The 13951-nt window shown below is 72.3% G+C and carries 12 protein-coding genes; 8 read left to right on the forward strand and 4 right to left on the reverse strand.

Going from position 1 to position 13951, the window contains the following annotated elements; all coding sequences use genetic code 11:
- Positions 1–36: 36 nt before the first annotated feature.
- The gene (locus GQR16_RS09070) at positions 37–1467 is read left to right on the forward strand and encodes an NAD(P)H-quinone dehydrogenase (RefSeq protein ID WP_157414819.1); all 1431 of its coding nucleotides are present in this window, start codon (positions 37–39) and stop codon (positions 1465–1467) included.
- 42 nt (positions 1468–1509) lie between these two features.
- The gene (locus GQR16_RS09075) at positions 1510–3021 is read left to right on the forward strand and encodes an APC family permease (protein ID WP_157414820.1); all 1512 of its coding nucleotides are present in this window, start codon (positions 1510–1512) and stop codon (positions 3019–3021) included.
- 16 nt (positions 3022–3037) lie between these two features.
- Here the strand turns inward: GQR16_RS09075 and GQR16_RS09080 are convergent, their stop codons facing one another.
- Positions 3038–4807 (reverse strand): acetyl/propionyl/methylcrotonyl-CoA carboxylase subunit alpha, encoded by a 1770-nt coding sequence (locus GQR16_RS09080; RefSeq protein WP_157414821.1) that lies wholly within the window; start codon positions 4805–4807, stop codon positions 3038–3040.
- A 106-nt stretch (positions 4808–4913) separates the two neighbouring features.
- Positions 4914–5555 (reverse strand): Maf family protein, encoded by a 642-nt coding sequence (locus GQR16_RS09085; RefSeq protein WP_157414822.1) that lies wholly within the window; start codon positions 5553–5555, stop codon positions 4914–4916.
- A 45-nt stretch (positions 5556–5600) separates the two neighbouring features.
- Here GQR16_RS09085 and GQR16_RS09090 point away from each other — a divergent pair, with 45 nt between their 5' ends.
- Genes GQR16_RS09090 through GQR16_RS09105 form a run of 4 tightly spaced genes read left to right on the forward strand, consistent with a single transcriptional unit; the run spans position 5601 to position 9944 of the window.
- Positions 5601–6971 (forward strand): class I SAM-dependent RNA methyltransferase, encoded by a 1371-nt coding sequence (locus tag GQR16_RS09090; RefSeq protein WP_157414823.1) that lies wholly within the window; start codon positions 5601–5603, stop codon positions 6969–6971.
- A 45-nt stretch (positions 6972–7016) separates the two neighbouring features.
- On the forward strand, positions 7017–7709 hold the full coding sequence (locus GQR16_RS09095) for a response regulator transcription factor (protein WP_157414824.1): 693 nt from the start codon (positions 7017–7019) through the stop codon (positions 7707–7709).
- Positions 7710–7749: 40 nt separating this feature from the next.
- Positions 7750–8931 carry a sensor histidine kinase gene (locus GQR16_RS09100; RefSeq protein WP_157414825.1) on the forward strand — a complete coding sequence of 394 codons (1182 nt, stop codon included), beginning with the start codon at positions 7750–7752 and terminating at the stop codon, positions 8929–8931.
- Positions 8928–9944 (forward strand): hypothetical protein, encoded by a 1017-nt coding sequence (locus GQR16_RS09105; RefSeq protein WP_157414826.1) that lies wholly within the window; start codon positions 8928–8930, stop codon positions 9942–9944. The genes GQR16_RS09100 and GQR16_RS09105 overlap by 4 nt, the downstream gene beginning before the upstream one ends.
- Before the next feature lie 295 nt (positions 9945–10239).
- Here the strand turns inward: GQR16_RS09105 and GQR16_RS09110 are convergent, their stop codons facing one another.
- Positions 10240–10485: an acyl-CoA carboxylase epsilon subunit gene (locus GQR16_RS09110; RefSeq protein WP_157414827.1), complete on the reverse strand. Its 246-nt coding sequence runs from the start codon at positions 10483–10485 to the stop codon at positions 10240–10242.
- Positions 10486–10498: 13 nt separating this feature from the next.
- A complete protein-coding gene (locus GQR16_RS09115) occupies positions 10499–12097 on the reverse strand; it encodes an acyl-CoA carboxylase subunit beta (protein ID WP_246200671.1) in 1599 nt (532 codons plus the stop codon).
- A gap of 108 nt (positions 12098–12205) precedes the next feature.
- Here GQR16_RS09115 and GQR16_RS09120 point away from each other — a divergent pair, with 108 nt between their 5' ends.
- Positions 12206–13057, forward strand: coding sequence for a biotin--[acetyl-CoA-carboxylase] ligase (locus GQR16_RS09120; protein ID WP_157414829.1), 852 nt, complete (start codon positions 12206–12208; stop codon positions 13055–13057).
- Positions 13058–13064: 7 nt separating this feature from the next.
- Complete coding sequence (locus tag GQR16_RS09125) at positions 13065–13796, forward strand: PH domain-containing protein (protein WP_157414830.1); 732 nt, start codon at positions 13065–13067, stop codon at positions 13794–13796.
- Positions 13797–13951 lie beyond the last annotated feature (155 nt).

The raw sequence follows: 13951 nt of genomic DNA on the forward strand, positions 1-13951 counted from the left end.
TGTCGCCCGCGGTGCGCGAACTGGCAGAATATGAGCATGGTCTACGAGTTCGAGCGCACGCAACGGATCGCCGTACTCGGAGGTGGCCCCGGCGGGTACGAGGCCGCACTCGCGGGCGCGCAGCTGGGGGCGGAGGTCACGCTCGTCGAACGGGCGGGCGTCGGCGGCTCGGCCGTGCTCACCGACGTCGTGCCCTCGAAGTCGCTCATCGCGACCGCCGAGGCCTCGAACGCCGTGAAGGAGGCCGCCGACCTCGGCGTGCAGTTCTACGCCAAGGGCGACGCCGACAAGGCCGTGAAGCCGAAGGTCGCGATCAACCTCGCCGCCGTGAACAAGCGGTTGCTGGGCCTCGCCGCCCAGCAGTCCGACGACATGCGCCGCAACCTGCTCGATGCCGGCGTGCACCTCGTGCACGGCGAGGGCCGTCTCGACGGGCCGAACGGCGTGATCGTGTCGACCGCGAAGGGCGGCACCGACTTCGACCGCATCGAGGCCGACACCATCGTGATCTCGGTGGGGGCGACGCCGCGCGTGCTGCCCTCCGCCGTGCCCGACGGCCAGCGCATCCTCACCTGGACCCAGCTCTACAACCTCCAGCAGGTGCCCGAGCACCTCATCGTCGTGGGCTCGGGCGTCACGGGCGCCGAGTTCGCGTCCGCGTATCGCGCGCTCGGCGCGAAGGTGACGCTCATCTCGAGCCGAGACCAGGTGCTGCCGGGCGAAGACGCCGACGCGGCATCCGTCATCGAGAAGGTCTTCACGCGCAACGGCATGAAGGTGCTCAACAAGTCCCGCGCCGAGTCCGTCGTTCGCGACGGCGACGAGGTCGTCGCGACCCTGTCCGACGGTCGCGAGGTGCGCGGCAGCCACTGCCTCATGGCGGTCGGCTCGGTGCCGAACACGGCCGACCTCGGCCTCGCCGAGGCCGGCGTGCAGCTCGCAGAGGGCGGGCACATCCGGGTGAACCGGGTCGCGCGCACGTCGATGCCGAACATCTACGCCGCCGGCGACTGCACGACGTTCCCGCCGCTCGCCTCGGTCGCCTCGATGCAGGGGCGCACGGCCGTGTTCCACGCCATGGGCGACATCGTGAACCCGCCCGAGCTGCGCAACATCACGTCGAACATCTTCACGCAGCCCGAGATCGCGACCGTCGGCTGGACCCAGCGCGACATCGAGGAGGGCGTCGTGCCCGGCGTCGTCTACAAGCTGCCGCTCGCGTCGAACCCCCGCGCGAAGATGATGGGCATCCGCGACGGGTTCGTGAAGCTCTTCGCGTCGAACGGGTCGGGGTCGATCATCGGCGGCGTCATCGTCGCTCCGAAGGCGTCGGAGCTCATCTTCCCGCTCGCGCTCGCGGTCGAGCACCGGCTCACGGTCGACCAGTTCGCCGAGGCGTTCCCGGTCTACCCGTCGCTCACAGGTTCGCTGACGGATGCCGCGCGGGCCATGCACGTCGTACGCTAGGCCCACGAGCGTCGCGGGGGCGGCGCGGTTCGGGGGAACGACATGAACCTGCGGGTGAAGTCCGTCGAGGCGTCGCTGGCCGATGCCGATGACGTCGAGCGCAGCCTCAAGCGCTCGCTCGGCACGTGGGACCTCGCCCTCATGGGCATCGCGGTCGCCGTCGGCGCGGGCATCTTCTCGGTCGGCGCGCAGGCTGCCGCGAACTTCGCCGGCCCGAGCGTGATCGTCTCGTTCGTGCTCGCGGCCGTCACGTGCGGGCTCGCGATCATGTGCTACGCCGAGTTCGCCTCGACCGTGCCCGTCGCGGGCAGCGCGTACACGTTCACCTACGCGACGATGGGCGAGCTGCTCGCCTGGATCATCGGGTGGGACCTCATCCTCGAGATGTTCACCGCCGCCGCGGTCATCGCGAAGTACTGGGGCGTCTACCTCGGCGAGGCGCTGCTCGCGTTCGGGCTGCCGTTCCCGTCGACGTTCACGATCGGCAGCGTCGAGGTGAGTTGGCCGGCGTTCCTCGTCGTGGCGGTGTTCACGGCGCTGCTCGTGGCGGGTACCAAGCTCACGGCTCGCGTCGGCGCGGTCTTCACGATCATCAAGGTCGCGATCGTGCTGTTCGTGATCGTCGTCGGGTTCTTCTTCGTCAACGCGGCCAACTACGTGCCGTTCATCCCCGAGGCGGTCCCGACCGAGGGCGGCTCGTCGGATGTCTGGACGCAGTCGCTCGTCTCATGGGCGACGGGTGCGGCGCCGGCGCAGTACGGCATCTTCGGGCTGCTCGCCGCGGCATCCCTCGTCTTCTTCGCCTTCATCGGCTTCGACGTGGTGGCCACGAGCGCCGAGGAGGTGCGCGAGCCGCAGAAGCGCCTGCCGCGAGGCATCTTCCTGGGCCTCGGCATCGTGACCGTGCTCTACGTGCTCGTCTCGATCGTGATGACGGGCATGGTCTCGTACACCGAACTCGCCGAGGAGGAGTCGCCGTCGCTCGCGACCGCGTTCCGGCTGGTCGGTCAGGACTGGGCGTCGGCCGTCATCTCGGTGGGCGCGCTCGCCGGACTCACGACCGTCATCATGGTGCTGCTGCTCGGCCTCTCGCGCATCGTGTTCGCGCTGAGCCGCGACGGGCTGCTGCCGCGCTGGCTGTCGAAGACGACGACGCACTCGAAGACGCCGGCGCGCATCCAGATCATCGGCGGCGCGACGGTCGCCTTCGTCGCGGCGTTCACGGATGTCGGACTGCTCGAGGAGATGATCAACATCGGCACCCTCTCGGCGTTCGTGCTGGTCAGCCTCGGCATCGTCGTGCTCCGGCGCACCCGCCCCGACCTGCCGCGCGGGTTCCGCGTTCCGTTCTCGCCCGTGCTGCCGATCCTCTCGGCGGTGCTCTGCTTCTGGCTCATGCTGAACCTGACGACGCTCACGTGGGTGCGGTTCCTGGTCTGGCTCGCGATCGGCATCGTCGTCTACCTGCTCTACGGCCGACGCCACTCGCGCCTCGCCGGCGGCGGCGTCAGCGAGGTCGAGCTGCCCACCCCGCAGGGCGGCGTCGAGCGCTGATCGAGCGGGCGACCGCTCAGGCGTCGGCGATCGAGAGCAGCAGGTGGCCGCTCGAGACCGTCGCACCGGGCTCGGCGTTCACGAGGCCGACGATGCCGTCCTTGTGGGCGACGATCGGCTGCTCCATCTTCATGGCCTCGAGCACGAGCACGAGGTCGCCCTTGACGACCTTGTCGCCCTCGGCGACGGCGACCTTGACGACGGTCGCCTGCATGGGCGCCTTCACGGCGTCGCCGGTGGCGGTGTCGGTCACGTGCGAGGTCGTACGGCGGCGGGGGGCTGCACCGGCGGTGGGGGAGGCCGACGTGCCGCCGGCGAGCTTCGCGGGCAGGGTGACGCCGATCCGGCGTCCGCCGACCTCGACGACGAGGCTCGTGCGCGCGGTCGCGGCGGTCGGCGCGGCCAGCTCTCCGGACCACGGCTCGAGCTGGTTGTCGTACTCGGTCTCGATCCAGCGCGTGTACACCGAGAACGGCTCGTCGCCCGCGGGGGCGAAGGCCTCGTTGCGCACGATGTCGCGGTGGAACGGCAGCACGGTGGGCAGGCCGATGACCTCGAACTCGTCGAGGGCGCGGCGTGCCCGCTCGATCGCGTCCTTGCGGGTCGCGCCCGTGACGATGAGCTTCGCGAGGAGGGAGTCGAACGCGCCCGAGATCTCGTCGCCCGAGGTGACGCCCGAGTCGATGCGGATGCCGGGGCCGCCCGGGAAGCGCAGCTGGTGCACGGGACCGGGGGCCGGGAGGAAGCCGCGACCGGGGTCTTCGCCGTTGATGCGGAACTCGATCGAGTGGCCGACCGCGACCGGGTCGGCGTAGTCGAGCACGCCGCCCTCGGCGAGGCGGAACTGCTCGCGCACGAGGTCGATGCCCGTGACCTCCTCGGAGACGGGGTGCTCGACCTGGAGGCGCGTGTTCACCTCGAGGAAGGAGACCGTGCCGTCTTGGCCGATGAGGAACTCGCAGGTGCCGGCGCCGACGTAGCCGACCTCCTTCAGGATGGCCTTGGACGACTCGTAGAGGGCTGTGGTCTGCGCCTCGGTGAGGAAGGGTGCCGGCGCCTCCTCGACGAGCTTCTGGTGGCGGCGCTGGAGCGAGCAGTCGCGGGTCGAGACGACGACGACGTTGCCGTGCTCGTCGGCGAGGCACTGGGTCTCGACGTGGCGCGGCTGGTCGAGGTACTTCTCGACGAAGCACTCGCCGCGGCCGAAGGCGGCGACGGCTTCGCGCGTGGCGGACTCGAAGAGCTCGGGCACCTCTTCGCGGGTGCGGGCGACCTTGAGGCCGCGGCCGCCGCCGCCGAACGCGGCCTTGATGGCCACGGGCAGGCCGTGGACGTCGACGAACTCGAGCACCTCTGCGGCGTCTGCGACGGGGTTCAGGGTGCCCGGCGCGAGCGGGGCGCCGACCTTCTCGGCGACGTGGCGCGCGGAGACCTTGTCGCCGAGGCGCTCGATGGCCTCGGGCGACGGGCCGATCCAGGTGAGCCCCGCGGCGATGACGGCGCGGGCGAAGTCGGGGTTCTCGGCGAGGAAGCCGTAGCCGGGGTGCACGGCGTCGGCGCCCGAGCGGCGGGCGATCGAGAGGATCTTGTCGATGACGAGGTAGGTCCCGGCACTCGTGGTGCCCTCGAGCGCGTAGGCCTCGTCGGCGAGCTTGGCGTGCCTGGCGTCGCGGTCCTGGTCGGCGTAGATCGCGACGGAACCGAGTCCGGCGTCGCGGGCGGCGCGGATGATGCGGACGGCGATCTCGCCGCGGTTGGCGATGAGGACCTTCGTGATACGCGGCATGCCTTTCAGCCTATTCAACTGCGTTGCATTGCCTTTGGGTTGATCCCACAAGAAAGCGGCTCGACCCTTTCGGGTGTCGACAAAGGCCGGGACGATCGGGCCGGGGTCAGGCGCGATTCCAGAGCCCGGTCCAGTCGGCCCCGAGCTCGCGCACGAGGTCGCGCAGGGTCGACAACGAGAGTCCGACGACGGTCGACGGGTCGCCCTCCACGCGGCGGATGAAGGGTCCGCCGAGGCTGTCGACCGTGAAGGCGCCGGCCACGAGCAGGGGCTCGCCCGTGGCGATGTAGGCATCGATCTCGGTCTCGTCGAGCGCGGCGAAGCGCACCGTCGCGACATCCGCCCGCCCGACCGCGCCGTGCACGCGACCGCCGCGGTGGTCGATGAGCCAGTGCCCCGACCAGAGGTCGCCGTGCGCGCCGTTCTGCTCGAGCCAGCGCGCCTTCGCGACCTCGGGCCGGTGCGGCTTGCCGTGGATGCGCCCGCCGACGAGGAACGCCGAGTCGCCGCCGAGGACGAGCCCGTCGATCGGCTCGCCGTCGACGAGCGAGCCGACGACCGCCTCCGCCTTGGCCTGCGCGAGCAACTGCACCATCTCGGGCGCCGTGAGCTCCCGCCCGGCCGCCGCCTCGTGCGCCGCCACGAGCGCCTCCTCGTCGACGCCCGGCGAGATCGCGATCGGCTCGATGCCGGCTGCGCGGAGCGTCTGCAGGCGGGCGGGCGAGGTCGAGGCGAGGTAGAGGCGCATACCCCCATCCTGCCGCTCACAGGCGGGCTGTGGAATGCTCGGTGCATGCCTCGACCGCACCGCCCCGTCCGCAAGAACTCCGCCAGCCGCGGCGCCCGCCCGGCCGACACCGGCGGGCGCGCCACCCGCGGCCGGCGCCCGTCGACCCCGGTGAGCACCGACGGGCCCGTGCTCGAGCTCGACGTCGAGCGCATCGCGCACGGCGGCATCGCGGTCGCGCACCACGAGGGCAGGGTCGTGTTCGTCGCCGACGCGATCCCCGGCGAGCGGGTCAGCGCCAGGGTCACGGATGCCGCGCACACGCGCTTCTGGCGCGCCGACACGCTCGAGGTGCTCACCGCGTCGGCAGACCGGCAGGCGCACGTGTGGGCCGAGGCCTCCGTCGACCGCGCTCCGGAGCGCCGGGCGGGCGGCGCGGAGTTCGGCCACATCGCGCCCGAGCGCCAGCGCGCGCTGAAGGCCGAGGTGCTGACCGACGCGCTGCGCCGCATGGGCGGCGTCGAGCGCGAGGTCGAGGTGCGCGCGGTCGATCCCGAGCTCGCCCCGGGCGTCCGCGCCGACGGCACGGGCTGGCGCACGCGCGTGCGCCTGCAGGTCGCCGAGGACGGCGCCGTCGGCCCGTACGCCGCACGCAGCCACACCGTGGTGCCCGTGGCATCCCTGCCGCTCGCCGTCGACGAGCTGGCCGATCTCGCGCCGCTCGCCGATCGCTTCCAGGGCGCACGCACGATCGACCTCGTCGCCCCGAGCGGTGCCGACCCGCAGGTGATCGTCACCGACGAGAGCGAGCGGATGCCGCGAGGCCAGCGCCCCGTGACGACCGAGGTCGTCGGCGACCGCCGCTTCGCCGTCGATCGCGACGGGTTCTGGCAGGTGCACCGGGGGGCTGCGGCGACGCTGTCGAGGGCCGTGCAGGAGCTCATCGACGCCGATCGCTTCGACCCCCGCGCCGCGAACCTCGACCTGTACGGCGGTGTCGGGCTGCTCGCCGCGGCCGTCGGCGACCGGTTCGGCGAGACCGTGCGCATCACGAGCGTCGAGTCCGACGAGCGGGCCACGATGCACGCCGGCGACAACCTCGCCGAGTGGGTCGGTGCGCGCGCCGTGACCGCCAGGGTCGACCGCTACCTCGCCTCGCTCGAGGCCGACGCCGGGCAGGGCGAGCGCGCCAGGCTCCGCGACGCGACCGTCGTGCTCGACCCGCCGCGCTCGGGCGCCGGGCGCGACGTCGTCGACCGCCTCGCCGCACTGCGGCCGCGCCAGCTCGTCTACGTCGCGTGCGACCCGGTGGCGCTCGCCAGGGACATCGGCCTGCTCCGCGCCCACGGGTACGAGCTCGAGGAGCTGCAGGCGTTCGATCTGTTCCCGAACACGCATCACGTCGAGGCGGTGGCCCGGCTGGCCGCTATCGTGTGACTGACCGGTCACGAATGTGCGACCGACCGGGCTGAAGGGGGATCCGTGTCGGGTGCAGTGCTGGGGGAGCAGGCGACCGTCGCCATCGTCGACGATCACGAGGCGGTCCGCCTCGGACTCCGTGCGGCGTGCCGCGACGCGGGCTACGACGTCGTCGCCGAGACGGCCGACGTGCCGACCCTCCTCGCCGCGCTCGCCGCACGCGAGGGCGGTCGCTGCGACGTCGTCGTGCTCGACCTCTCGCTCGGCGACGGATCGAGCGTCACCGAGAACGTGCGGAGCGTGCTCGCGACCGGCAGCGCCGTGCTCGTGCACAGCATCGCCGACCGGGTCGCGGCGGTCCGCGAGGCGCTCGCCGCCGGCGCGGCCGGCGTCATCCCGAAGGCCTCGCCGATGGCCTCCGTCATCGCCGCCATCGCGACCGTGGCGCGTGGGGAGGCCCTCACCAACGTCGAGTGGGCGAGCGCGATCGAGGCCGACCGCGACTTCGCCAAGGCCCAGCTCGGGCGGCGCGAGCACGACGTGCTGCACCTGTACGCGTCTGGGCTGCCGCTGAAGCTCGTCGCCACGCAGCTCGGCATCGCGCACTCGACGGCGCGCGAGTACCTCGACCGCATCCGCGCGAAGTACGTCGAGGTCGGGCGCCCCGCGCCCACCAAGGTCGACCTGCTTCGGCGGGCGGTCGAAGACGGCATCCTTCCGGGGCTCGACGGTGACGGCGGGGATGCCCGCCGCTGAGGAGCGCGCATCACGGGCAGTGGTGCGGCGCCGGACGGCGGTGACCCGAGAGCAGGTCGAGACCGTCGCGAGCCGCGCGCTCGGCATCTTCGGCGTCGTGTTCGGACTCCAGGCGCTGCCGCTCGCGCTCACGCAGGCCGCGGGGCTCCTCCCCGGTGCCGGCGCGTCGATCATCGCGTTCCTCTACGGCGCGATCCTCGCGATCGCCCTCGCCGCGCTCACCCGCACGGCCGTGCGAAGCGCAGCACTCACGTTCGCGGTGCTCTACGCCGCGTCGATCGTGATCTGGCCGTTCGTCGTCGACGACGTCGGGATCGTCTCGTCGTCGCCGCCCTGGCTCTACTACCTCTGCACGGTCGCGACGACCGCCGCGGTCGTCGCGCTGCCGATGCCGTGGGCCGCCGCCTACACCGTGCTCGTGCCGGCCCTGTACTGCGTGGTGCGGCTGCTGCCGACCGGCGGGGCCGTGACGCCCCTCGTGGCGGTGCTCGACGCCATGTACGCGCTCATCCTCGGCGCAGTCGTGCTCATCATCGTCACCATGCTCCGCAACGCGGCCAAGGCCGTCGACGTCGCGCAGGAGGGCGCACTGCAGCGCTACGAGCACGCCGTGCGCCTGCACGCCTCGGAGGTCGAGCGCGCGAAGGTCGACGCCCTCGTGCACGACAGCGTGCTGACCACGCTGCTCTCCGCCGCGGCGGCCGATGCGCCGGAGGAGCAGGCGCTCGCCGCACGCATGGCGAGGGACGCGATGCACCGGCTCGACGAGGCCGGTGCGGCGCAGTCGCCCGCCGACGACCGCATGCGGCTCCCGGCGCTCGTGCGACGGCTCAGGGCGGCCCTGGCATCGTTCGCGGCCCCCTTCACGGTGCGCGTGGTGAACACGGGCGGGGTCGACCTGCCGGCCGATGCGGGCGAGGCGCTGTACGCGGCATCCGTGCAGGCGATGGTCAACAGCATGCAGCACGCCGACGACCCGGGGCGCACGGTCCGGCGCGAGCTCAGGGTGCGCGGCATCCGCACGGGCGGGTGCGTGGTCGAGGTGTCCGACAACGGGGTCGGGTTCGACGTCTCGACCGTGCCGTCCGAGCGCCTCGGCGTCCGCGTCTCGGTGATCGAGCGCATGGCCAACGTCGGAGGGTCCGCCGTGATCGACTCCACTCCCGGGGTCGGCACCACGGTGTCCCTCGTCTGGCCGGCCGGAATGGAGGGGACCCGATGATCGCGATCCCGCGCTCACTCCTGCTCGTCCTGGCGGCGCTGTTCTCGGCCTACCACGTGGCGCTCGCGCTCTCGACCCTGAACGTGCCGGCATCGCCGTGGCCGACGGTCGTCGCGCTCGTCCTCTACATGGCCGCGACGATCGCGAGCCTCTCGGTCGGGTCGCGGGTGCGGATGCCCGACTGGCTCGCCGCGTTCGACCTCGCGGTCTGCATCGTACTGCCGGTGCTCGTGACGAGCCAGCTCGACCCCGCGAACGCCAACGGCTACGCCACCTGGTACGTCGCCGCCGTCGGAACGCTCATGACCATCGCGGCCGCGCGCCGCCAGCTCGTGGCCGCCTGGCTCGGCGTCGTCGCGCTCGCCGTGCAGACGGTGATCTGGGCCGGGCCGCTGGCCCTCGGCACGCTCGGCGTCATCGGCAGCATCGCCTGGGTCGCCATCGCGCACATGCTGTCGGCCGCGCTCGGCACGGCAGCCAGGGAGACGAGGCGCTACGCCCATGCCGAGCGCGAGGCCGCCGAATGGCAGGCCGCCCAGGACGCGCACCTCTTCGTCGGCCAGACGCGCCTCGTGCAGACCAATCGCATCGCCGCGCCCATGCTCCGCCGCATCGCCGATCGGGGCGGGGTGCTCACCGAGCCCCAGCGCCGCGAGTGCCGCATGCTCGAGGCGGCGATCAGGGACGAGATCAGGGGCCGGATGCTGCTGACCGACGACGTGCGCGTGCAGGTGCAGCGGGCGCGCGAGCGCGGAGCCGTCGTCACCCTGCTCGACGAGGGCGGCATCGACGACCTCGGCGTCGAGCAGCGGGAGCGCGTGCTCGCGCAGCTGGCGGAGGCGATCGCCGGCTCGCAGGCCGACCGGATCGTGGTGCGCACCGCGGCGGACACGTCGGCCGCGGCGGTCACCGTGGTCGGGCTCGTCGAGCCGGTGCCCGGAACGCCGGCCGTCGACCCCGACGACCTCGACGTCGAGCTGTGGCTCGAGATCCCGCGGCGCATCGGCGGCTGAGGCCGGTCGTGCCGTGCCCGGCCGAGGGCCGCGTCGCATCGGCGTGCGCGCAGGCCGGGCCTTGGCCGGCAGTGAGGCCCCGGACATGAAGGTGGGGGGCCGACCGATGGTCGACCCCCCAACAAGCCCGAGTCACGGCGACAACCCGAATATCGCCCTGACTCGCCCCCAACCACTCGCCGGTTACCCGACCGACGAGGGCGGCAGCTCCCTGAGGGAGCCTGCAGAACAATATTCACAAACCCGTGCAGTCCACGACAGTCGGCACTTCGGGGGACAGCCGAGGGGGACCGGGTCAGCCGATGCTGCGGCTCCACCGCGTGCCGCGCGGGTCGACGGACCGCAGCGACCCCGAGCTGCGCGCCCAGGCGCTGCGTCCGGCGTCGACGGCGTGCGTCTCGGTCTCGGCGTCGATGGCGGCCAGCAGGACCGCGGTCACGGCCGCCGCCTCCTCGTCGGTGACGCCGCGCGTGGTGAACCGGATCGCCGCAGCGCGCGCCGCGGCATCCGCCTCGATGGAGTCTTCGTCTGGTGTGCTCATGTCGACCGGCCCCTTACAGCGGGATGTTGCCGTGCTTCTTGGGCGGCAGGCTCGCACGCTTGGTGCGGAGCGAGCGCAGGGCCTTCAGCACCGCGACGCGCGTGGCCGCGGGCTCGATGACGCCGTCGAGCTCACCGCGCTCGGCCGCGAGGAACGGCGAGGCGACGTTGTAGGTGTACTCGTTCGCGAGCTTGGTGCGCACGGCGGCGACGTCTTCGCCGGCCTCCTCGGCCCGCTTGATCTCGCCGCGGTAGAGGATGTTGACCGCGCCCTGACCGCCCATGACGGCGATCTCGGCGGTCGGCCAGGCGAGGTTGATGTCGGCGCCGAGCTGCTTGGAGCCCATGACGATGTACGCGCCGCCGTAGGCCTTGCGCGTGATCACGGTCACCAGCGGCACGGTGGCCTCGGCGTACGCGTAGAGCAGCTTCGCGCCGCGGCGGATGACGCCGGTCCACTCCTGGTCGGTGCCGGGCAGGTAGCCGGGCACGTCGACGAGCGTGAGGATCGGGATCGAGAACGCGTCGCAGAAGCGCACGAACCGGCTGGCCTTCTCGCCGGCCGCGATGTTCAGCGTGCCGGCCATCTGGCTGGGCTGGTTCGCGATGATGCCGACCGAGCGGCCCTCGATGCGGGCGAAGCCGATGAGGATGTTCGGCGCGAACAGGGGCTGCACCTCGAGGAAGTCGCCGTGGTCGACGATGCCCTCGATGACCGCGTGCATGTCGTACGGCTGGTTCGGCGAGTCGGGGATCACCGTGTTGAGACGCAGGTCTTCGTCGGTGGTCTCGAGCGCGGACTCGGTGTCGTACACCGGGGCGTCGGTCATGTTGTTGTCGGGCAGGAACGAGATGAGCGTGCGCGCGTAGTCGAGCGCGTCGGACTCGTCGCTCGCGAGGTAGTGCGCGACGCCCGAGACCGAGTTGTGCGTGAGCGCGCCGCCGAGCTCCTCCATGCCGACGTCCTCGCCGGTGACGGTCTTGATGACGTCGGGGCCGGTGACGAACATCTGGCTGGTCTTGTCGACCATGATGACGAAGTCGGTCAGCGCGGGGGAGTAGACCGCGCCGCCGGCCGCGGGGCCGCAGACGATCGAGATCTGGGGGATGACGCCGGAGGCCGCGGTGTTGCGGCGGAAGATCTCGCCGTACTTGCCGAGGGCGACGACGCCCTCCTGGATGCGGGCTCCGCCGGAGTCGAGGATGCCGATGATGGGCACGCCGGTCTTCAGCGCGAGCTCCATGACCTTGATGATCTTCTCGCCGGCGACCTCGCCGAGCGAACCGCCGAAGATCGTGAAGTCCTGCGAGTACACGGCCACCTGGCGGCCGTGGATCGTGCCGGTGCCCGTGACGACCGCGTCGCCGTAGGGGCGCTTGGCCTCCATGCCGAACGCGTGCGTGCGGTGGCGCACGAACTCGTCGAGCTCGACGAACGAGCCGGGGTCGAGCAGCTCGGCGATGCGCTCGCGGGCGGTCATCTTGCCCTTGGCGTGCTGCTTCTCGATGGCAGCCTCGCCGCTCGCGGTCACCGCCTCGTGGTAGCGGGCTCGCAGGTCGGCGAGCTTGCCCGCCGTGGTGAAGAGGTCGGGGCCGTCAGTCGCTTCGGTCACGCGATTCACTCTACCGTCGCCCATCCGGCGGCCTTCGTTGACGGATTCCTACAAATCGAACGCCCGTGATGGTGTGATCCGCCCTGCCGCCTGCGGGAGACTGTCGGCATGGACCTTCCGAAGTCTCGCGCCGTCGCCCCCCGCCTGGAGTTCCTCGAGACCGCCACGTCGACGAACGACGTGCTCCGCGAGGCGGTCGAGGGGGCGGATGCCGCGGCCTGGCCGCACGGCTCCGTGCTCCTCACCGACGACCAGACCCAGGGGCGCGGGCGCCTCGGGCGCACGTGGCTCGCACCGACCGGCAAGACGCTCGCGATCTCGGTGCTGCTGCGTCCGAGGGAGAGCGAGGGCGGCCCGCTGCCGGCCGACGCGTACGGCTGGATCCCGCTCATCGCCGGTGCGGCGATGACCGAGGCGGTCTCGCGCGCCGTCGGGGCGGCGGCCGCGGCATCCGCACCGCTCGACGACCCCGACGACCGGTCGGGTGGCCTCGAGGTCGCGCTGAAATGGCCGAACGACGTGCTCGTGTCGGGCTACAAGGTGTGCGGCATCCTCTCTGAGCTGCTGCCGGAGTCTGGAGCGGTGATCGTGGGCGCCGGACTGAACCTCACGCTCGACGAGCACGACCTGCCGACGCTCACGTCGACCTCGCTGCTGCTCGCGACGGGGGCGGCGCCCGACGCCGACGCCGTGCTCGCCGACTACCTCGACGGATTCGCCCGCCTGTTCGACGCCTTCGTCGCGGCCGGCGGTGATGCGGTCGCGAGCGGGGTCGCCGAGGTGGTCTCCTCGCGCTGCGGCACGCTCGGCTCCGAGGTGCGCGTCGAACTTCCGGGCGACGAGGAGCTGCTCGGCACCGCAGAGCGCCTCGACGCCGACGGCCGTCTCATCGTGCGCGACCGTGAGAACGGCGAGGAGCAGGCTGTCGCCGCCGGGGATGTGACCCACCTGCGGTATTAATGGGCGTATGGCGAGGGGGAGCGGTTCGCGTGCCGTGAAACGGGCGGCGCGATCGGGCGCGCGCTCCGACGGCGCGTCGACGACCGCCTCGGCGCCCTCGGCCGACGCGCGCACCGGCCAGGTGCCGTCGACGGGCGGCGGGTCGGCCGGAGCCTCCGGTGCGTGGACCGGGGCGACCGGGTCCACCGGGTTCCCGCCGAGCGGCGTCTCGCCCTCGCTGCGACCGGAGCGCGTCGTCGCCAGGGTGCGATCGCACGCGCGCCGGCTGATCCCGTCGGCGCTGCTGCTCATCGCGGTGGCGGGCGGCACGACGTACGCGCTCGGCCTGCTGGCCGACCCGTGGGCGCAGCTCGGCATCCTCGCCGCGGCCGTGCTCGTCGTGCTCGTCGGCTGCCTGCTGCCGCTCATCGCCTGGCTCACGAGGCGCACGACCATCACCACCCGACGCGTGATCCTCCGCCGAGGCGTGTTCTCGCGCGTGCGGCAGGAGATCCTGAACAGCCGGGCCACGGATGTCGACGTGCGGGCCGGGTGGTTCGCGTCGATGTTCGGCTCGGGCGACGTCGTCATCAACACCGCCCACGACCGCACCTACGTGCTGAAGGACGTGCCGCGCCCCGAACTCGTGCAGGCCGCGCTCCAGGAGCTCATGGATCCGTCGAGCCCCGCGGCGCTCGAGCACCGGCGTGCGATGCGGGCGGGCGCCGACGGCGACACCGTGGCCTGGCACCGGCGCTGAGCCCCGCCGAGCCCCCGCCGAGCGGGCCGATGGGTGCCGCCGACGACCTCGACGGGCCCGTCTCGAGACGGCTCGCACGCGGCATCCGGTTTCAAGGCTTACCCTAGAAGGTCGGACTCGTGCGCCCCCGAGCGCGAGCCGCCCTATGGAGGTCA

This window comes from Agromyces allii (assembly GCF_009749385.1).
Taxonomy (GTDB): domain Bacteria; phylum Actinomycetota; class Actinomycetes; order Actinomycetales; family Microbacteriaceae; genus Agromyces; species Agromyces allii.